A 21,248-nucleotide genomic window follows, 5' to 3' on the forward strand; every position below is an offset into this window, starting at 1 on the left:
CAGTGTTTTATGGCACTGCAACAGAACGACCTCAGAGCGATATTTATGCTTAACCCATTTGATATGGTGTTGTTTGGCGGTGGTGGTGATCTTGCGTTACGCAAGCTGATCCCAGCGCTGTACCGCGCATACAGGGAGGGCAGCCTGGCCGATGGCAGCCGAATTCTTCCCGTATGTCGCCGCCAGGAAGATGCCGATCAATACTTACAGACTGCCCACCAGGCTTTACAGCAACACTTGCGTGATGGTGAATACAGCGATTCCAGCTGGGACGGCTTCAGCCAGCTACTGCGCCCGATTGCACTGGATATAGCGGTACCCGATGCACAATGGGAACATCTGGCTGATATTCTTGGCACTGATCCCGAGCGTGTGCGGATTTTCTATCTGGCAATTCCTCCTGCGGTATTCGGCCCCTGCTGTGAAAACCTTTCTATCAAGGGCCTGATCTCTGATCATTCCCGTGTGGTTGTGGAAAAACCCTTAGGTTATAACGCTCAGACCTCCGACGAAATTAACAGCAAGATCGCCAGTTATTTCCCGGAAAATAATATTTTCCGTATCGACCACTACCTGGGAAAGGAAACTGTACAAAACCTGCTGGCGTTACGTTTCAGTAATGTGCTGTTCGAGCACCTGTGGGATGCAAAAAGTATTGATCATATCCAGATCAGTATTTCTGAGACCGTCGGCCTTGAAGGTCGCGCCGGTTTTTATGATGAGACCGGGGCACTGCGCGATATGGTGCAAAACCACCTGCTGCAGCTGCTGTGCCTGATTGCGATGGAATCTCCCAACACCATGTCTGCGAAAAATATTCGTGCGGAAAAAATCAAAGTACTGGAAGCGCTGCGTCCACTAACTGGTTCAGGGGTGGATAAAAATGTAGTGCGCGGACAGTACGTTGCCGGTGAAATTGATGGCCAGCAGGTACCTGGCTATTTGGATGAACTGGAAGGCGGTATTAGCGCAACAGAGACTTTTGTCGCTATTCAAGCGCATATCGACAGCTGGCGCTGGGCCGGAGTGCCTTTTTATCTGCGTACCGGCAAGCGTATGGAAAAACGCTGTGCAGAAATTGTGGTGCAATACAAAAATGTCTCCCACCACGTCTATGACGAAAATGCCGGTAATGTTGTTCCCAACCGTTTGGTTATTCGCCTACAGCCGGAAGAGAGTATCAAGTTGGTATTAATGGCTAAGAAGATGGATAGCCTTACTACTGAGTTACAGCCGGCAGAATTGAATCTAACCCTCTCGGATACCTACGATAGTTTTCACAGTGATGCCTATAAGCGTTTGATGCTGGATGCGGCAGCGAATAATTCAGCTTTGTTTATTCATCGCGATGAAGTGGCTGCGGCCTGGGCCTGGGTCGATCCAATTATTGATCACTGGCGTGAGACAAGTAACCAGCCAAAACCTTATACCGCTGGCAGCTGGGGGCCAAGGGAGGCTAGTGATCTGCTGGCCGGTAGTGGTCGCCACTGGTTTAACGCCAAGTAATGTTTACGGGATATCTCTTGCTTTAGGTGGGCAAGTGTCCCAGGAATTAAATGGAAATATCCATGGCAGAAGAAAAATTTTATTCCGATCGCGAACGACTGGTACAGGCATTGGTTCATGACTGTGCTGGCGAACTGCAAAAAGGTATTAAGGAGCAGGGACAGGCCACCTTCCTGGTTTCCGGTGGCAGCACTCCTGAACCGGTATACCGGGAGCTTTCCAGGCGGCCCTTGCCCTGGTCAAAAATTACTGCCGCATTGGTGGATGAACGCTGGGTGGACAAATCCCACAGTGGCAGTAACCAGGCATTTATTGAAAACAGTTTGATCCAGAATTATGCCGCGGAAGCCACGTTGCTGGGAATGAAAAACCCACAGGCAACAGCAGCGAAGGGTGAAGCTGATTGTGAGCGTGCCTATGCGGAGCTAAGTCGCCCATTTGATGTGTGTATTTTGGGAATGGGCAGTGATGGCCATACTGCCTCACTGTTTCCCCATGCACAGGGCCTTGAAGAGGCTTTAAACCCTGAAACTGAAAAATTGTGTAGTGCAATCACTGCCAGGCAGAGTGCAGTAACCGGTACAAATACCGAACGTATGTCACTGACTCTGAGTGCGATTTTACAGGCCAAAAATATCAAACTACTGATTACTGGTGAGGAAAAACTGAAAGTCTATCGCGAGGCTTTACTAGGTAGTGATGAGTTGGAAATGCCGGTGCGCAGTATTCTCAAGCAGGGACTGAAACCAGTCACTGTTTATTGGGCGCCTTAACGAATTATTGGAATTGATTGATGCAGAAAAATATCGCCGACATTTTGCAGGTTGCTGGCGTTGTTCCAGTGCTGGTTATAGAGCAGGCTGAAGACGCGCTGCCTTTGGCTACGGCACTACTTGAAGGTGGTTTGAGTGTACTCGAGGTTACCCTTCGGACGGAGGCCGCGCTGGATGCGGTGGAGCAGATATCCAGGCAATTACCTGAGGCTCATGTGGGCACTGGCACTGTATTGAATGGCGACGACCTGAGGCGTTCAGTTGATGCTGGAGCCAGTTTTATGGTCAGCCCCGGAGCTACAGACCAGTTACTTACAGCTGCTGAAGGCAGCGATGTGCCACTGTTGCCAGGTGCCGCCAGTGCTTCTGAGGTTATGCGTTTGTATGAGCGTGGTTATCGCTACCAGAAGTTTTTCCCGGCCGAGGCTGCAGGCGGTGTGCCTATGTTGAAGTCCCTCGCTGGTCCACTGGTGGAGGCCCGTTTTTGTCCGACCGGTGGTGTTAGTCCTGGCAACGCGGCGGACTACCTGGCTCTCAACAATGTGGTTTGTGTGGGCGGCTCCTGGATGGCATCCAGCGCCTTGGTGCGAGAGAAAAACTGGGCGGAAATTACCCGCCTGTCAAAACAGGCTGCTGCATTAAAGTCTTGATCCAGTGTCGGTCTGGGCGGGAACTAATTCCTGGAGCGGAGTTTTTCGCGGTTGTCCGACAAGTTATGGACAGCCTGTTGAGTTGCAGGGTTAATCGTCACAAAAGTTCGCTAGGGTGCATTCGTTGATGGGTGCAGCACGGAAAAACGGAAAATCAGAAGCTTATAATTAGGGTAAAACCAGATGAAAATTAAAATTGCCATCAATGGTTACGGCCGTATTGGCCGCAACGTCACCCGAGCCATCTACGAGTCCGGATACAGTGATCGGATCCAATTGGTCGCGATTAATGATCTTGCCCCGGTTGCATCCAATGCGCACCTGACCCGTTTCGATACCATCCACGGGCGCTTTGCTACTGAGGTAAAAGTGGATGGCGACGCGCTGGTAATAGGTGGCGATCGCATACAGGTTTGCCAGGAGCGCGATCCAGCCAAACTGCCCTGGAAAAAGCTGGGTGTGGATCTGGTGCTGGAGTGCACTGGCCGCTTTACGGATAAGGCTTCCGCTTCCGCACATATTGAAGCGGGTGCTGCTGCGGTTCTGATTTCTGCACCATCAAAAGATGCCGACCTGACAGTAGTGTACGGTGTTAATGATGCAAACCTCACTGCTGATCACCGCGTGGTTTCCAACGCATCCTGCACCACCAATTGCCTGGCGCCGGTGGCCCAGGCATTGCACCGCGAACTGGGCATAGAGCGCGGTGTGATGACTACTGTGCATGCCTATACCAATGACCAGAATACCCAGGACGCGGTCCACGCAGATATTTATCGGGCACGTGCCGCAGCCGACAATATGATTCCTACCAAGACAGGTGCCGCCGCCGCTGTGGGGTTGGTCCTGCCTGAACTAAAGGGTCGCCTGGATGGTATGGCGGTGCGTGTACCAGTGAGCAATGTATCATTGGTGGACTGCCAGTTTATCGCTGGCCGTGACACTAGTGTCGATGAAGTGAATGGGATCATGCAGAAGGCCGCAGAGGCCAGCAATGGCGTTCTTACTTTCTGTGACCAGCCCCTGGTATCAGTGGACTTCAACCACACCAGTGCTTCCAGCCATTTCGATGCCAACCACACGCGTGTAAATGGCAACCTGGTGAAAGTGATGGCCTGGTATGACAACGAGTGGGGTTTCTCCCACCGTATGCTGGATACCAGCCTGGCTATGGCGGCCGCGTTGCATCTGGATCTGCCGGTTGCCGAGTCCGCCTGATCGAACTTTTGCAATTAGCCGGCCCTGGGCTGGCACACAGGTGCGGGAAAACCTGTGAGTTCGTCCTGTACATTAGAAGTCGGCAACAGCGACTAGAGAGTAAGGCTCGCCGGCTTGAACAATTTTACATCTCATTAAATACCTGACGGGACCATATGATTCGCCATACAAAAATTGTTGCTACCCTGGGACCCGGCACTGATAAGCCCCACGTAATCGAGGAAATGATTCGTGCCGGGGTAAATATTGTGCGCTTGAATTTTTCTCACGGCTCTGCTGATGATCACCGCCGCCGAGTGGAAGAGGTACGCGATGCCGCAACTGCCCAAGGTAAAACTGTCGCTGTATTGGGCGATTTGCAGGGGCCCAAGATCCGAATAGCCCGCTTTGCAGAGGGCAGTGTTGAATTGGAGAACAATGACGAGTTCACGCTGGACCTTGATTGCCCGCAAGAAGGCGGTGATGAGCAGCGCGTAGGCGTAGATTACCCCAGTCTGATCAGCGACTGTGAATCCGGAAATATCCTTCTCTTGGATGACGGTAAGATCCGCCTTGAGGTAACCGGCACCACCCCGAGCAAGCTTTACTGTCGGGTACTGCAAGGTGGCAAGTTGTCTAACAACAAAGGCATTAACTTGCTCGGTGGCGGCCTATCGGCGCCGGCACTTACCGAGAAGGATTACCGGGATATCGAGCTGGCCGCTGAGCTTGCAGTAGATTTCCTCGCCGTGAGCTTTCCGCGCTGTGCCGGTGATCTGGAAACTGCGCGCAAAGCCATGCAGGCGGCTGGAAGCCAAGCCGCGATTGTGGCCAAGGTAGAGCGGGCTGAGGCTGTTGCTGATGATGCGGAAATGGACGCCCTGATTCTCGCGTCTGATGCCATTATGGTCGCTCGTGGTGACCTCGGTGTCGAGATCGGTGATCCGGCTTTAGTGGGCGTGCAGAAGAAGCTGATCAACCGCGCCAATGCGCTTAATCGCGGTGTGATTACTGCGACCCAGATGATGGAGTCGATGATTACCAGCCCGACGCCGACTCGTGCGGAAGTCATGGACGTGGCTAATGCCGTATTGGATGGTACCGATGCGGTCATGCTCTCAGCCGAGACCGCCGCTGGCGACTATCCGGTAGCTGCTGTGGAGTCCATGAGTGAGGTGATTGTCGGTGCGGAGCAGTATCTCGGCAGTGTGCCTTACACTCCAGAAGAGCACGGTGCATCAGAGCGTATTGATACGGTGATCGCCCAGGCGGCAATCGATGTGGCCTCACGTGTGGAGAATCTCTGTGCGGTTGCGGCTTTGACTGAGTCGGGGCGCACCCCGCGCATGATGTCCCGCGCGAATACCCGTCTTCCTATTTATGCAATGACGCGACACCCAAATATCGCACGTCAGTTGGTGCTGTTGCGTGGTGTTGAGCCCATCAGCTTCGATCCGGCTGCGGTACCCCTGGGGCACCTGACCGAATCTATTATCGAAGTACTCAGCTCACGTATCGACCTGCAAAAAGGCCAGAGAGTACTGATTACTCAGGGTGAGCGCCTCAATGTGGGCGGACACACCAGCTCTATGCGTATTAAAGAAATCGAATAACCTGCAATTTTCGAAGCCATCACTAACCCGATACCTGGCTGGGTCGGTGATGGCAACGCAGCCGCTGATGCAATGTCACGGCTGTGGATACAAAATATATTTTTCGCTTTTCCTTTCACATTCAGGCTGTTTCTTGTACAGAAATAGTAGAAGCTGGTTCCACACTGCTTCCTTATTTACCGATCCATTGCTTTTATAGGCGAATAAATATGCCTAATATTTTTTCGAGAACGACAGTGCTCTTGAGGATACTTACCCCGAACATAGGTAATTTTGTGTTAGCGCTTTAAACCTGAATTTTATTTTCCGATAGAGTGTTTCCGGATAAATTATCCACAGTTTTGAACCCCTGAAGAAAACAGTTAGGTAATTTAATTCGATTATCTTTCCTTGTCTTCGATGCCAACTTAGCTCTTTGATTTGTGCTATTCGTGTAATGACACTTATCTATCCCAACCAGCTAATTTGCGGTAATCTGCTCCAACAGGTCGCAATTTCAGGTATCTCCTGCCAGTAGCTTTGGCCTCACCCCATTCAAATGCCGGTGAATTGGAACTATTGGCAAGTAGAATTTCCATAAGCCAAACAGGCGATGGTATTCACTATTTAAGATTTCACAAATTGCGATTACCCTAATTCAATATGTTTTCTAGGGGTATTCAACCGTGCGGAAAATAGGATTTTTGATTGCAAATTGAGCAATCCAAAAGTTAAAGATGAATCCGGCTCTTCGAGTTGGTATTCCCAATACAAAGACAAAAAATAAATCAAAGCGATTTATTGGGTCAGGAAATGATAACTAGAGGCTGGCGCACAGCGGGCTTACGGCGTTTGAAGGATTATCCATGCAGCTAAGTGTCGAGAACAGGCAAGGCGTTCGTTATATGGTCAGAGTTGGTTGGGCGTACCAGATGGGTATTCCCCTGAAGGTCAATGCCAGCCAGCTGTTGTCGATGTTCGACGATGCCGTAATCCAGAAGATTCACGAACACTTCTTTGGCATGAATGGTATCTCCTGTAATGCGCTGAGTGTCAGTATTCAATCAAGCCAGGCAGGCACAGTCTTCTTAGGGCCACTGAGTGAAGCGCCCGGCCATCTTTCCAGTCGAGAGCAGGAAATTTACCAGGCCCTGATCCAAAATCGCCTGATTATTGAAGAAGCTCCGTTTGCAGCCACGGCTCTTGCTGACAAGCAGTCAGAACTGATTGCCAAGATCCGCATGGGACTGCAGCGGATTATCGCCCAAGAACGCGCTGAAGCGGCGCTAATCCAACAGCGTCACGAGCAGCGCTCTACCTTAGAAAAAGTGGGCGCCTATGTTGATCGCGGTGCTACCGGCTTAGGCAATGCCGCCTGGGGCCTGGCGGTTTGGGGCAAGGACGTGATGGAGGTAGCTGCGCTAGTTAATCCCATGCGCCAGGCCAGGGAACTCAGCACGGCAACAGCAAACTACCTTTTGTACGATAAGAGTTTCGAGGAATCCGGCAAAGAGTACCTCTCTGCAGTGCATCGGGAAGCCGTTGATGTGCTTGGCTTTGATCCATCCAAGATCACCAAGCAGCAGCTGGAGCTGGCCCTCGAAGTGGCCCAGGTGATTTATGACGAACCGGCACTGCGCGATACGATTTTCCGTTTCGCTCAGGACTATGTAAAAGCCCAGCACAGCCTGGAAATCACCGAGATGGCCGGTGGTGGTGCATTCGAGATTATTCTTACTATCGTCTTGGCTGCAGTAACAGGTGGTGCCGGTGCTGTGGCATCCCTGGTTAAAAATGCCCGTTTGCTGAAGGCTTTCCGCGGTATTGGCGATTTGATGCTCGACTTCGCCAAGCTGAAAAAGCAACGTAACCTGCTTTCCAAAAAGCGAGGTGGTAATGCCAAGGGTAATGGAGCCAGCTTTTCTGACCTGAGTTCTTCCGATGCAGCCGCCCCATCCAATTCGAGTGGTCCCTCTTCGAGCAGTTCGAATTCCAGTGGTAGTTCCAGCAATTCTAGTGCCAATAACAGCAACCAAAGCGGAAATAGCTCTGGTAATAACGGCAATAATTCTCAGGCTAGCGATAGCAGTAAGACCAGCCAATCCAGCGAAGCGGATAAAACCAATAGCCAGACCGGGAAAAACCATAACGGAGATAGCTCTCAATGTAATGGCAAGGCTTGCGAAGGTGGCGAACCTATTAACCTAAAAACGGGTGAAGAACGCCTTACTTTGGTTGATGCCGTACTGGATGGTCCACTGCCACTCACCGTGGCGCGTACCTACCGCAGCAGTAATTCCAAAGACTTCGGCCTGGGCCACGGCTGGACCCACACCCTGGGTGAAAAGCTGGTATGGCGCCCGGGTAAAGCAGTGCAGTTCCACGATGCCGAAGGCCGGGTGATCAGCCTGCCTGCCCCAGGAGACAGCGGCCGCAGCCACAACGTAGTGGAGCAGTTAAGCCTCACCCGCATTAATGACGATCACTGGATAGTGACTCCTTACGGTGCCCCCAAAGGTGTACAAAAACACTTTAAAGCCACCGGAGATAAAGGCTCCCTCAGGCTTGCAGAAATCCGCGATGGCTACGGCAATTATTACCTGTTCCACTATGTCGACGAACGTCTGATCTGTATCGAAAGCAGCATCGGTGAAGCCCTGCATATCAGCCCGCCGCCAGGGCAGGCTAACAGCCAGCATATTGGTGAGCTGAAAAAAGAAACCCGCGATGGCCACATTAAAGTACTCGCCAACTATGAGTACAGCGATGAGGGCGACCTGATCAAAGCCACCGATGCTGATGGCCACAGCGAGCAGTATCAGTACCGCCAGCATGTTATTAAGCAGCGTACCCTAAAAACCGGCTACCGCTTCCACTTCGAATGGGATGCCGAAGGTCCCTCGGCCCGCTGTGTACGCCAGTGGGGCGATCCTATCGATGGGCAGGCCACTTACAACTACCAGTTTGATTGGGATGATGATGGCAAGGGTGTCACCGTAACTGATACCCGCGGCGGTAAAGAGCGCTATCGCTTTAACGACCGCGCCCTGCCCATTTATCACCGCGACCCTGAAGGTGCTGAGACCCTTTACAGTTACAACGACCTGGGCCAGATCACTAAGGTACAGCTGCTAAGCGACGATGGCAGCTTGCGCGAAGAGATTTATCAATACGATGATCAGGGCCGCTTGGTACAAAAAACCGATGCCGCCGGCAATAAGCACCGCATTGAATACAATAGCGAAGGCCTGCCCGCAAAAGTTACGGACCCTGCGGGCAATAAGTGGCAACGCGAGTACAACAAAAAAGGTCAGATCGCTGCCAGCAAAGATCCTCTCGGCAACAGTACCCAGTATGGCTATAACCCCGTTGGTCTGATCGGCAGTGTTACCGACCCACTGGGAAATACCACTCGCTACTTGTGGAACCCCGAGGGTAAACTCGCCGCGGTCAAAGACCCCATGGGCCGCGCCCAGCACTACCGCTACGACAGCGCTCGCCGCCTGGAAGAAGTACAACACGCTCCTGGCCAGGTCACTCGCTACGAATACGATGCCCAGGATCGCATCCATGCGGTAATCACCCCAGATGGTGCCCGCACTCAATACAGTTACAACCCCCAAGGGTTGCTTGCCGAAGTCATTGACTCTGTAGGTCGCAGTACCTGCTACGCCTACGACGGTCTCAGCCAGGTTAAGACCCGCACCAACCCGGACGGCAGCCGCCTGGAATATCACTATGACGGCGAGCGTAACTTAATTGGCCTTACCAACGAAAACGGCGAGCGCTACCAGCTTAAATACGACCTCAATGAACGCCTGATTGAAGAAGTTGGCTTCGACGGTCGTGTTACCCGCTACGCCTATAACCGCGCCGGCCATCTGGTCAGTTCCAGAGCCGTAACTGATACGGAATCCGGTAAAGGTGTAGACACCATCTTCGAGCGCGACCCCTTCGGTCGCCTACTCGAAGAAGTGACCCCCGACGGCATTACCAACTTCCGCTACAACCGCAGCGGGCAACTGATAGAAGCGGAAAATTCCCATCGCAAACTGCGCTGGGAATATGATGCCAACGGCCGTGTGACAGCGGATTGGCAGGGCAAAGATAAACTCAGCTACCAGTACGATGCCGCCGGCAACCGTATCGCCACGACACTACCCGATGGCGAGGTACTTAACTTCGCCTTTAACCCTGCTGGCCAATTCCAAAGTCTGTACCGCCGCCCCTTAGGCAGCGATACCGATCAGCTGATTACCAGTATCAGTCACGACGAACAGGGCAGGGAAAGCCAGCGCCAACACGGCAATGGACTGGAAAGCCAGAGAGACTACGATCCACAAGGCCGCCTGTACAAGCTGCGCCTGGGCAAAACCAGCAGTGCAAACCAGAGCCCGGTGTCCGATCCCACCCAGGACGCAAGCTCAATTCTGGAGCGCAGTTACCAGTACAACAAAGCCGGCCAGATCGCCAAGATCGAAGACAGCCTGCGCGGAACCCGCAGCTACCACTACGACGCCCTCGACCGCCTTACTCAGGTAGACGGCCCCAACCCCGAATACTTTGTGCACGACCCCGCACACAATATTCTGGCCGCCGCCAATTCAAAAGACGAAGCCAAGCAACAGGCCAGCGCCACCCAGGTCAAAGGCAACCGTTTAGCCTTCCGTGGTGATACCCACTACCGCTACGACATTCATGGCAACCGCATCGCCGAACTGCGCGGTAAAGGGCAAAAACTGCAAACCCGCTACCACTACAACAACCGCCAACAGCTGGCCTGTGTAGAAAAGCTCAAGGTAGAAAACGGCACAGAGCAATTCCAGCAGGTTATTCACTACCAATACGACCCCTTGGGCCGCCGTATTGGTAAAGCGAGTGAAAGCGAGCAAACCGATTTTCTCTGGGATGGCGACGTACTCCTGCAGGAAAATAAAGTCGATACCCAGACTAAGCAGGATCTCAATACTCGTACTTACTACTTCGAGCCGGGCACTTTCAAACCGGTTGCTTTAAAAGAAAGTAAGCAGGAGAAAGAGCAGGTATACCACTACCACCTGGATCATCTGGGAACCCCAGATACCCTTACTAACCAAAATGGTGAAGTGGTATGGAGTGTTGCCTACAAGAGTTATGGCAATATTGCTCTGGCCCATGAAAATCAGATAGAGCAGCCGATTCGTTTCCAGGGGCAGTACTTTGATGAAGAGACTGGCCTGCACTACAACCGGTTTAGGTACTATGATCCGCAGGTTGGGGAGTTTACTCAGCAGGACCCGGTGGGGCTGCTGGGGGGAGTTAATAATTATCGGTATGTACCCAATCCAGTTACTTGGATAGATCCCTACGGGCTAACTAGTAAAGATTGTCCACCAGTGAATTCTTGGAATGAATTTCAGAGAGACACTAAAGGGCATTTTGCGAATAGCTCTGAAGCGGCTAAGTCATATCAAAAAATGAAAGAAGTGGCTGCGATGGGCGGTCGCACTGAAAAGCTTAAACGACCGGATCCGTCAACTTACTTGCCGCAGTCCTATATTAATGCTCATTTAGATAAATTTCAGAATGAAGGGGCTGGGTTTATTGCTATTCAAGGTTGGATGGAAAACCCTGAATATCCAACTCTCCCTCCACGTAAATTTGTTGGTTTACGATCTGAAATGGATGCTGTTATAGAAAAATATGAGTCATCTGGCCGTGATTGGACGGTTTTAAGGGATGAGCTGAGTTTAGGTAATGTAGATTTGAGTGACGAGAAAATAGTTTATGTGGTGATAGAACCAGGAGATACAAGGTTTACTTATGATATTCCTGATGGTCGTGAAGCTGGCGCATATGAGGGAGAATGGGTCCCAGGAGGGAAAACTAAAGGTGGAACTAGCGAGGCTGCTTTAGTGGGTTCTGAGAAAATTGCACATGATAATAGCGCAGATGAACTAATGAATAATTTTTCAAAATCCAAGCGTATTCGGTGAGTTCTATGGTTAATTTATTTGAATTGGCTCTAAATAATAAAGAAACAGATAACTTTTTTAGAGGAGAGGGTGTCTACTTTGTTCCAAGTCCTGATTACGAAGGGCATGTACATGGAGCAAACATAAGTGGTCATGCGCATACATTTTTAAAAGCATCTTCAGATAATGGCAAAAAGTTTGACGATTCTTTTATAAATTTTATAAAGGACCTGTCTCTCACGGAAGCAGATCTATCTAACTTTCTTGCAAATTTTTCATCATATGTGGCTCAGAAAAGTTCACATAAATTACCGGGGTCCAATTTGTTTTTAGAAATGGATTCTTTGGAGTCTACTCTTGTAAAAAATTACTTGTTAAAGTTTAAGAGTGCAGGTGCCTTGAATGAATATAAGGATAAATTAAACACGCATGCTAGTTTTGCTTGCCGCAAAGGAAATGAGATTTTAAAAAAAATTCTCGAAGAGCTTGAAATGGAGTAGCATGTTGGGCTCAAACATCTAAATGTGTAGTTTGGAAACCCAGGGCAAATTGTAGAGTGGTCCTATAAGCCTTGCTGCTGGTTCCATTAAGCCCTTAAAACTACTTTAAAGTTTCGGTTGAGATAGACTACTTTTGTGGACATCTAATACTCCCACCCCTAAAAACCGGCTACCGCTTCCACTTCGAATGGGATGCCGAAGGTCCCTCGGCCCGCTGTGTACGCCAGTGGGGCGATCCTATCGATGGGCAGGCCACTTACAACTACCAGTTTGATTGGGATGATGATGGCAAGGGTGTCACCGTAACTGATACCCGCGGCGGTAAAGAGCGTTACCGCTTCAATGAGCGCGCCCTGCCCATTTATCACCGCGACCCGGAAGGTGCCGAGACCCTTTACAGTTACAACGACCTGGGCCAGATCACTAAGGTACAGCTGCCAAGCGACGATGGCAGCCTGCGCGAAGAGATTTATCAATACGACGATCAAGGCCGCCTGATACAAAAAACCGATTCCGCCGGCAATAAGCACCGCATTGAATACAATAGCGAAGGCCTGCCCGCAAAAGTTACGGACCCTGCGGGCAATAAGTGGCAACGCGAGTACAACAAAAAAGGTCAGATCGCTGCCACCAAAGATCCTCTCGGCAACAGTACCCAGTATGGCTATAACCCCGTTGGTCTGATCGGCAGTGTTACCGACCCACTGGGAAATACCACTCGCTACTTGTGGAATCCTGAGGGTAAACTCGCCGCGCCCAGCACTACCGCTACGACGGTGCTCGTCGCCTGGCTGAAGTGCAACACGCTCCAGGCCAGATAACCCGCTATGAATATGATGCCCAGGATCAGATCCATGCGGTGACCACCCCAGATGGTGCCCGCACTCAATACAGTTACTACCCCCAAGGGTTGCTTGCCGAAGTCATTGACTCTGAAGGTCGCAGTACCTGCTACGCCTACGACGGTCTCAGCCAGGTTAAGACCCGCACCAACCCGGACGGCAGCCGCCTGGAATATCACTATGACGGCGAGCGTAACTTAATTGGCCTTACCAACGAAAACGGCGAGCGCTACCAGCTTAAATACGACCTCAATGAACGCCTGATAGAAGAAGTTGGCTTCGACGGTCGCGTTACCCGTTACGCCTATAACCGCGCCGGCCATCTGGTCAGTTCCAGGGCCGTAACTGATACGGAATCCGGTAAAGGTGTAGACACCATCTTCGAGCGCGACCCCTTCGGTCGCTTATTGGAAGAAACCACCCCGGACGGAATCACCAACTTCCGCTACAACCGCAGCGGACAACTTATCGAAGCAGAAAATGCCCACCGCAAACTGCGCTGGGAATACGATGCCAATGGCCGCGTTTCCACCGACTGGCAGGGCAAAGATAAACTCAGCCACCAATATGATGCCGCCGGCAACCGTATCGCCACCACACTACCCGATGGCGAGGTACTTAACTTCGCCTTTAACCCTGCTGGCCAATTCCAAAGCCTGCACCGCCGCCCCTTAGGCAGCGATACCGATCAGCTGATTACCAATATCAGTCACGACGAACAGGGCAGGGAAAGCCAGCGCCAACACGGCAACGGACTGGAAAGCCAAAGAGACTACGATCCACAAGGCCGCCTGCACAAGCTGCGCCTGGGCAAAACCAGCAGTGCAAACCAGAGCCCGGTGTCCGATCCCACCCAGGACGCAAGCTCAATTCTGGAACGCAGTTACCAGTACAACAAAGCCGGCCAGATCGCCAAGATCGAAGACAGCCTGCGTGGAACCCGCAGCTATCATTACGACGCCCTCGATCGCCTGGCCCAGGTAGACGGCCCCAATCCCGAATACTTTGTGCACGACCCCGCGCACAATATTCTCGCGGCCGCCAACTCGAAAGACGAAGCTAAACAACAGGCCAGCGCCACCCAGGTCAAAGGTAACCGTTTAGCCTTCCGCGGTGATACCCACTACCGCTACGATATCCACGGCAACCGCATCGCTGAACTGCGCGGTAAAGGGCAAAAACTGCAAACCCGCTACCACTACAACAGCCGCCAACAGCTGGTCCGTGTAGAAAAGCTCAAGGTAGAAAAGGGCACAGAACAGTTCCAACAGGTGATCCACTACCAATACGACCCTCTGGGGCGCCGTATTGGCAAAGCCACAAACAGCGAACAAACCGGCTTCCTCTGGGATAGCGATGTCCTCCTACAGGAAAACAAAACGGATAACCAAACCAAACAGGATCTCAGTACCCGCACCTATTACTTCGAACCGGGCACCTTTAAACCGGTTGCGTTAAAAGAAGACGAGCAGGTTTATCACTACCATCTGGATCACCTGGGAACGCCTGATACCCTGACCAATCAGGAAGGTGAAGTGGTCTGGAGCGTTGCTTACAAGAGCTATGGCAATATTGCCTTAGCCCATGAAATTCAGCTAGAGCAGCCAATCCGCTTCCAGGGACAGTACTTCGATGAAGAGACCGGTCTGCACTACAACCGGTTTAGGTACTATGATCCAGAGGTTGGGGAGTTTACTCAGCAGGATCCGATTAGGTTGTTGGGAGGGATTAATAATTATAGATATGTACCGAATCCAATAAGGTGGATAGATCCCTTCGGACTAAGCTGTAAAGAAATATCGACTTTGTCCATCCCAAATGGACGAAAATTTGAAGGTACAGTTTATCGATACGAACAGCCTGATCGAGTAGAAACAACATGGGATGCTCATAAGTATAATCAAGCAGCCAATCATAGATATACAGAATCTGGTATTAGTGGTGTTTATGCAGGAACAAGTGCTAAAACAGCTGAGGCTGAGATTGCCCATTATGGAGCGCTTGAAGGGAGAGTTTTAGTCTCAAAAGATGTGCAGATGAACAATATTTTGGATATTACAGACCCTAATATTCGAGAACAATTAGACGTATCGCTAGAAGATATTACAGGAGATAGTTATGAAACTACTCATGCACTTGGACGTTTTGCCAAGGAACATGGATTTGATGGAATTTTAGCTCCTTCAGCACGAGATTCTAAAGGTTCTAATTTAATTTCATTTACAGGTTATTAAAATGAGTGACAATCAAGCTTGGGCTAATTATGCAGGTTTATTTTTAGATGAATTTGATGACACAAAAGAAAATAGAGAGTTAATAGATTACGTTGGGGATAAGGAAATTGCTGCGGTGATAAAGTATCATTTTCGGGCTACCTATAAAAATTGGTTAACATCTAAAGTTGATGCGTTGGATGGCAAGACACCAAGTGAGTGTCTAAAGTCAGAGAGGGGAAGGAGTCAATTAAAAGAAATTCTAATGAGGATGCATTGATGCTTAATTTTTCGGTGAAAATTTTTTAGGTTTTCGAGAGGCGGTTGTGGTTGCCCCAAAAAATAAGTGCGTCTGTCAAAAATATATTTTTGTGTGAAATTCGATATATATTGTTTGTTTGAGGGTGGTGAATGTGTTGGGTTCTTCTGGGGTCGTATCATTCAAGGGTGGGAGAATCGATATCCAAGATTAACTGCCCCCCAGTCTCAATATCTAAAGTTTTAGTTAAGGAATTTCAAACTCTTTCCTTAAGGGAAATCTAAGTAAGAGTTGGTGAACTTTAGTTTGGCGGTATAAGACCCCGAAAAAAATGGCAAGGGGAGTAACGTGATAAGAGACACAGCTTATGCGGCTAAGAATAAAATATCCAAGCTCTGCGAGTGACAGATGATGTAACCTGTTCATTTTATTTTGACAAAGAAGCAGGCCCGTTTTGTAACGGGTATAAATATTTTGATTGAAGTGTTATTAACCTGGCGGAAAAATAGTTCCATTATGCTGCAGATTTAATCGATTCATACCGGAAGTAGGATGCTGCACGCGTGGGTTTCTTTTTTAACATTCTTATGTAAGAAAGCACTTTGCTTTTTAGCTTCTTCTTGGGTCGCGCTGGTATGCCACTGTAAACACCTCCTTTAAGATCGCAATTCAAATACTCATCTGGATTCAGCTCAGGTGAATATGATGGCAAATAAAAGATTTCTATTTCATCATCGTGCTCTTTCAGCCAAGCTTTAACGACTCGAGCGTGATATACCCTAAGGTTGTCTAGAATGAGGAAAACTTTGCGGCCTGCCGTTTTGATCAATTGCTTGAGAAAGTCGATAAGTCTGTCAGCATTCATACTTCCTTCGTAAATTTGAAAGCGTACTGTTCCTTGATTTGTAATCGCGGAGATCATATTGAGTGAACAACGCTTTGCATTCAGCTTCACAATGGGCGTTTTTCCTTTTGGTGCATAGCCGCGCTCATGCTGGCAATCGCTGTGTATGCCTGTTTCGTCGCCCCAGTAGATCTCCGCGCCTTCCTGTTTCGCACGCTGTTTAATGCCTGGATAGTTGATCCTACCCATCAAAAACGGACACACCACTAAGCGACTAGTTGTCCCTCAAACACCTCAGGGCTGAGATAGCCAGGCGATTTCGATTGTAGTCTATCTCTATATACTCATAATACGGCTTCTCGCATGAGGCATCTTGTGGGAAAGCGGTTACCATGGATTGCTTCTACTTTAAGTGAGTGGAAGTGATCCTACCCACCAAAAACGGACACTCTCTTTAGCGATAAACTACGCAGCAGAGGTGCCCTATGACAAGACCAAGTAAATCAACCAAAACCACTTGTAAACATTACTTGTAGTAGTCATAGGATTCACCGTTCGTGTTTTTCTAACAAATGAATCAGGCCGCAATGAGATCGGGTAGGCTATCTGTTCGTGAAAATGTGTTGTGTATCAGCCATCATTGCTCATGGAATTCAATGCTGATTTGTCTAGACGCGCAAAATCTTTTGCAGTCAAACTGCCAATATAGATATATTTATCGGTCTCCAACACACTGGTATTGGTAGGGTAGGAGCCGCTTGGGTCCTGCAGATTGGCGACTATGTTGCCATTGTCATCAAAGGCTATTACATGACTGTAGAGGGTAGCTTTCGGGCGGATAAATGCAGGCATGCGCTGAATGATTTTACGTATAAAGGGCTTGTCTGATAGTTTATCGACCAGAGGGTTACGCGGTGAGACGAGCCCTACCCAATAACGCCCACCCAGTCCGCGTGTAATGTTATCCGGGAAAGAGGGTAATGCATCAATCAGAACTTCCGTCTGGCCTTTTTTGGGGCCTTTCAGCCAGTGTTTGTGTATGCGGTACTCACCTGTCTCGTTGATATAGAGTGCACTTTCATCGTGTGCCAGAGCAATACCGTTGGCAAACGTCAGCCCGCTGACCAGAGTTGTGACCTTACCTGTCTCAGGGTTAAAACTAAATACTCGGCCATGCCCACCGTGCTCCATCAAATCCAGCAGACTAGCCGGGTAGCTTCCACCATTTGCTTTGGCGCCAAATTTTGAGGATGCATCACTGAAGTAAATGGTGCCGTCGGAAGCAATATCAAGGTTATTTGAATATTTCAAAGGCTCAGCGTCCACCTCGCTAAGTAATTTGGATTTTTTACCGTTTGGGCTGACTTTTACCAGGCCGTCAAACGCATCAGCAACGATCAGATTGCCGGCGTGATCGAATGCCAGCCCCAATGGACGGCCGCCAATACTGGCAAACAGCTCGATATTCAGGTTTTTTGGATTTATGCGCAGGATATTGCCCTCATGGGTTGATACATAGATATTTCCCTGCTCATCCATGGCGATATCTTCAGGCCCGCTATCCTTGCCGATATCAATGATTTCAAGTTGACTCAAAATATTGTTCGGCGTGTAATCACCAGAATAGCCAGGATTTTTAGCCACTTGCCAGCGCTTGGGGTCAACAGGAACCGGGTAGAAAAGCAGATAGGTAATAAGTAATATCAGCAGTAATAATATGACGGATATTTTTTTTGTCATAGTAGTTGGACTCATTTTTAATACAGTGGGGTAGTGAGTTTATTACGCTTTACTTTAGGGCACCAGAAAATTACTAAAACCTGTATGCAGCGTCCACACCAAAGCTCATCGGATCATCAATGGGTAAACCTGAATCATCCCGGTGATGATACAACTGAAATTGATGAGGTTTGCACCCCACAGGGCGATATCCAATGTATGCTTGAAGCCTGGGTCGAAGATAAACATACAGGATTAGTGCGGCATCCCACAGACTGTAGGCATCGATTTCGTTACAACGACTAGTGCCACTCCTTTATTCGCTAGTCCTGTAGTAATTAGTTAAATCATATAAATAATAGGCATTACCAAGCGCTAGAGCATCATTCATGCCAAAGCTAAATTACGATGGGAATTTCTCTTTCGTTCTAGTTTCTGTGCTAATGATTTTATTCCTTCCTCTCGATGACAGCCATTTCCATAACATTCTATCTGGGTGGTATGTGACCTGGGCATCACTCCAATAATTTATATGAGTGCCATCAATAGAATTTGCAAAACGATTAACTTTGCAATAAGTAAAATATACAAGTGCACCTTGAAGGCGGTACTAATTAGAGTGGCTTTTATGGGTGGTCGTGTAATTAAAGTATGGTTGTGTGGTGAATGTTTTGCGGTGTTATTTCCAGAGGGTTACTAAGAATATTATTCTGTTAAAGATTTTTGGTGCTTGTGTATTTTCTAAGATCGCGTTTATTGGGGGCTAGTTTGCACTCTTAATTATTTACCTGATGGGGTTCTATATATAATTTCTTTTGAAACTATTTTTCCTGTCATTGGTGTATTTTTCTATTTTCTTTTTTTGTTTGGGTATTATTCCGTATTGGAGTGGTTTGGTTTTTCATGTTGAACTTGATGCCCTATAAAAGAAATTGATGTCATTATCATACTTTTTGTATTTGGTACTATTGACACGAGTTGGTTTTAGAGTGGAAGGTGATCGGGCTGTCTGGGGTTATTAATTTAATAAAAAAAATTAAGGTTTAGGTTATGAGAAAAGCTAATGTTCCAACTTCAATAAAAGCTGCATTATCTTTGTGTTTGCTAATATCACCTGCTATCGGTTTTGCTGAAAGTGATTCATCAATTGAGCGTGCTAATGACAACGCTAAATTTAAACGTTGTGGTACTAACCATCCTTCTATCCAGGAAGCTGCTTTGAAAGAGCAGCATTTTACTGCACTACGTGGACAGTCTCGTAGTTTAACCAGTGGAGGTCATACGCTACGTCCAGCTGGCTCTGTAACTATTGATGTGTACTTTCATGTTATTACTGATAACGCAAACAATGGATCGCTACCCAGCAATGTAATTAATTCGCAAATGGCAGTGCTTAATGATGCTTATGCTAGTACACCGTTCACATTCAATTTGGTTTCTACTTCAGTAACGGCGAATAACTCTTGGTATAACGTTGGTTATGGTTCCTCCGCAGAAAGCGCTATGAAAAGTTCATTGCGTGTTGGTGATGCGGGAGATCTGAATATCTATGTGGCAGATATCGGCGGTGGTCTACTTGGGTGGGCAACTTTTCCTAGCAGCTATTCCTCAGATCCGCTGGATGATGGTGTAGTTATTTTAACCGGCTCTGTACCTGGCGGCGATGCTGCGCCTTACAATGAGGGCGATACCCTTACTCACGAAGTTGGCCACTGGTTAGGTTTGTATCACACCTTTCAGGGCGGCTGTGGTGGAAATGGGGATTATGTCTCTGATACTCCTGCAGAAAGGTCACCGGCTTATGGGTGTCCAGTAGGCAGGGATTCCTGTACAAGGGGACGGAACGCAGCCGGTCTTGATCCGATTACAAATTTTATGGATTACACGGACGATAGCTGCATGTACGAATTTACAGAGGGGCAGGCCACTCGCGCTGATGAGCAAAGCAGTACCTATCGAGGCCTATAATAATTTTTCGGGGGGATTATTCCCCCCGATACACTGACAATTATGAACAGCATCCGATTATTTATCTTATGTGCCTTGGTATTGATGAGTACGGCTAATATAACTGCCCAGAGGCTCGCTGTGCCAGGTTATGTCACTTGTGATAGAAACCAGTTGACTTCCTGGCAGGGAGAGGTGACAAAATTGGTGCGTGAAGGAAACAGTATTAAGGTATGGATTTCCACTGATTACGACACTAAAGAATCATTAGTGTTGACAATGCCTAGCTGGAAAGCACTTCTAGGGCAGTTCCGCTTACAAGGGAAAGAGTTTCTGGCGAGAGACTGGGAAAAAGTGACTGATTCACAAGCAGAACTTAGGCCTGGGGTTCGAGCAGTGATTTGGTTATGCGAGAATAAGGCCTATCCCGCTGTGATCAATTGGCAACCTCCGCCAGAGTAGGTACCTGCATATTTACTTTTTGTGTAGTTAAGTTTTTTATTATATCTTAGTGTCTCTTTATTTAATTCAAAGAAACCTTTTATGATGATTAGTAATTCTTAAATCAAAGGTTGCAAGTCGTTGAAAAGTAACCCCTCGATAAGGTTCGGAAAGCTGGCCCTATATCGAGGGTTATTCATGGAGCTTATAATTTTTTTGGTAGGTTCAATTCCAGGGATTCCCGTCAATAAATCGATTTCTTCCACCGTACAGCATTTTTGCATTTCCGTTTGCACGAAAATCAACATCTCCCCTATAAATTAGTTCTCGATATGGGCTGCTGGAGCTAACTGTATAATCCTCAAGTTCAACTCCTTGCTTGAATATAAAAATAAACATATGAGTAGCACTATTTTTATATCTATCTTCTGAGAAAAAAAGTAGGGTGTGGGCATCGCTTGGGCTAAAGCACTGTGTTGAAGGTGTTAGATAAACTCCGGTTTTAGCAGACTGGCCCCGGCGTGTCCTATCTGGGGTTCCTTTAATAAATTTGTCTATCATTAAGATCTGATTAAATCCAGCTTGACTTGTGTAGTGAATATATATTGGGTTCCCGCCTTCGGATCCTCTATTCATAAGAACGTCTACTAAAGGTGAGGCCCCTCCAGTTGGATAAATTTTATCTCCTATGGGATTATTTGGCACGTTTATCTCCTTGTGTGATTTTTATATTTGGAAAGAAGATAAAATAACCGGATGGGGTAGTAAAGTTTGAGGTTGACAATTTTCAAAAAATTATTTTTACCGATAG

16 protein-coding genes and 1 pseudogene are annotated in these 21,248 nt (G+C 48.5%); 12 read left to right on the top strand and 5 right to left on the bottom strand.

Translation table 11 applies throughout. The features are described 5' to 3' along the window. Positions 1-9 precede the first annotated feature (9 nt). The 7 genes from zwf to GL2_RS11325 all read left to right on the top strand — a co-directional run bounded on the left by zwf (position 10) and on the right by GL2_RS11325 (position 12,172). The gene (gene zwf, locus GL2_RS11295; protein WP_232053600.1) at positions 10-1,506 is read left to right on the top strand and encodes a glucose-6-phosphate dehydrogenase; all 1,497 of its coding nucleotides are present in this window, start codon (positions 10-12) and stop codon (positions 1,504-1,506) included. 62 nt (positions 1,507-1,568) lie between these two features. Continuing rightward, positions 1,569-2,279 (top strand): 6-phosphogluconolactonase, encoded by a 711-nt coding sequence (pgl, locus tag GL2_RS11300; protein ID WP_143730751.1) that lies wholly within the window; start codon positions 1,569-1,571, stop codon positions 2,277-2,279. A 20-nt stretch (positions 2,280-2,299) separates the two neighbouring features. Continuing rightward, positions 2,300-2,929: a bifunctional 4-hydroxy-2-oxoglutarate aldolase/2-dehydro-3-deoxy-phosphogluconate aldolase gene (locus GL2_RS11305; protein ID WP_143730752.1), complete on the top strand. Its 630-nt coding sequence runs from the start codon at positions 2,300-2,302 to the stop codon at positions 2,927-2,929. Between the two features lie 183 nt (positions 2,930-3,112). Beyond that, positions 3,113-4,147, top strand: a complete 1,035-nt coding sequence (gene gap, locus GL2_RS11310; protein ID WP_143730753.1) for a type I glyceraldehyde-3-phosphate dehydrogenase — start codon at positions 3,113-3,115, stop codon at positions 4,145-4,147. Between the two features lie 155 nt (positions 4,148-4,302). Continuing rightward, positions 4,303-5,739 (top strand): pyruvate kinase, encoded by a 1,437-nt coding sequence (gene pyk / locus GL2_RS11315; protein ID WP_143730754.1) that lies wholly within the window; start codon positions 4,303-4,305, stop codon positions 5,737-5,739. 845 nt (positions 5,740-6,584) lie between these two features. Next, positions 6,585-11,693, top strand: coding sequence for an RHS repeat-associated core domain-containing protein (locus GL2_RS11320; RefSeq protein WP_232053601.1), 5,109 nt, complete (start codon positions 6,585-6,587; stop codon positions 11,691-11,693). Between the two features lie 5 nt (positions 11,694-11,698). Continuing rightward, the gene (locus GL2_RS11325; protein ID WP_143730755.1) at positions 11,699-12,172 is read left to right on the top strand and encodes a hypothetical protein; all 474 of its coding nucleotides are present in this window, start codon (positions 11,699-11,701) and stop codon (positions 12,170-12,172) included. A gap of 158 nt (positions 12,173-12,330) precedes the next feature. On the opposite strand, the gene GL2_RS21915 is transcribed toward GL2_RS11325, so the two are convergent. Further along, positions 12,331-12,648, bottom strand: coding sequence for a hypothetical protein (locus GL2_RS21915; protein ID WP_232053602.1), 318 nt, complete (start codon positions 12,646-12,648; stop codon positions 12,331-12,333). A 21-nt stretch (positions 12,649-12,669) separates the two neighbouring features. Here GL2_RS21915 and GL2_RS21920 point away from each other — a divergent pair, with 21 nt between their 5' ends. Genes GL2_RS21920 through GL2_RS11335 form a run of 3 tightly spaced genes read left to right on the top strand, consistent with a single transcriptional unit; the run spans position 12,670 to position 15,507 of the window. After that, positions 12,670-12,993, top strand: coding sequence for a hypothetical protein (locus GL2_RS21920; RefSeq protein WP_232053840.1), 324 nt, complete (start codon positions 12,670-12,672; stop codon positions 12,991-12,993). Next, the gene (locus GL2_RS11330; protein ID WP_197736443.1) at positions 12,969-15,248 is read left to right on the top strand and encodes an RHS repeat-associated core domain-containing protein; all 2,280 of its coding nucleotides are present in this window, start codon (positions 12,969-12,971) and stop codon (positions 15,246-15,248) included. Before GL2_RS21920 ends, GL2_RS11330 begins: the two co-directional genes overlap by 25 nt. A gap of 1 nt (position 15,249) precedes the next feature. Beyond that, entirely contained in the window at positions 15,250-15,507 is a 258-nt protein-coding gene (locus GL2_RS11335; RefSeq protein WP_143730756.1) for an MbcA/ParS/Xre antitoxin family protein, read from the top strand. A 493-nt stretch (positions 15,508-16,000) separates the two neighbouring features. On the opposite strand, the gene GL2_RS11340 is transcribed toward GL2_RS11335, so the two are convergent. From GL2_RS11340 to GL2_RS11345, 3 genes and pseudogenes are all read right to left on the bottom strand, one after another. Further along, positions 16,001-16,579 carry an IS630 family transposase gene (locus GL2_RS11340; protein WP_143730757.1) on the bottom strand — a complete coding sequence of 193 codons (579 nt, stop codon included), beginning with the start codon at positions 16,577-16,579 and terminating at the stop codon, positions 16,001-16,003. A 25-nt stretch (positions 16,580-16,604) separates the two neighbouring features. Beyond that, positions 16,605-16,752, bottom strand: a pseudogene (locus GL2_RS21925) (IS3 family transposase); the annotation flags it as partial. A gap of 208 nt (positions 16,753-16,960) precedes the next feature. Continuing rightward, a complete protein-coding gene (locus GL2_RS11345) occupies positions 16,961-18,070 on the bottom strand; it encodes an SMP-30/gluconolactonase/LRE family protein (RefSeq protein ID WP_172621125.1) in 1,110 nt (369 codons plus the stop codon). A 33-nt stretch (positions 18,071-18,103) separates the two neighbouring features. Between GL2_RS11345 and GL2_RS11350 the strand changes: the two genes are divergently transcribed. Then, positions 18,104-18,355 (top strand): hypothetical protein, encoded by a 252-nt coding sequence (locus tag GL2_RS11350; protein WP_143730759.1) that lies wholly within the window; start codon positions 18,104-18,106, stop codon positions 18,353-18,355. Positions 18,356-19,099: 744 nt separating this feature from the next. Next, the gene (locus GL2_RS11355) at positions 19,100-20,017 is read left to right on the top strand and encodes a zinc metalloprotease (protein ID WP_143730760.1); all 918 of its coding nucleotides are present in this window, start codon (positions 19,100-19,102) and stop codon (positions 20,015-20,017) included. Between the two features lie 645 nt (positions 20,018-20,662). Here the strand turns inward: GL2_RS11355 and GL2_RS11360 are convergent. Beyond that, positions 20,663-21,142: a hypothetical protein gene (locus GL2_RS11360; RefSeq protein WP_143730761.1), complete on the bottom strand. Its 480-nt coding sequence runs from the start codon at positions 21,140-21,142 to the stop codon at positions 20,663-20,665. Positions 21,143-21,248 lie beyond the last annotated feature (106 nt).

This window comes from Microbulbifer sp. GL-2, from assembly GCF_007183175.1.
In the GTDB taxonomy this organism is placed as follows: Bacteria; Pseudomonadota; Gammaproteobacteria; order Pseudomonadales; family Cellvibrionaceae; genus Microbulbifer.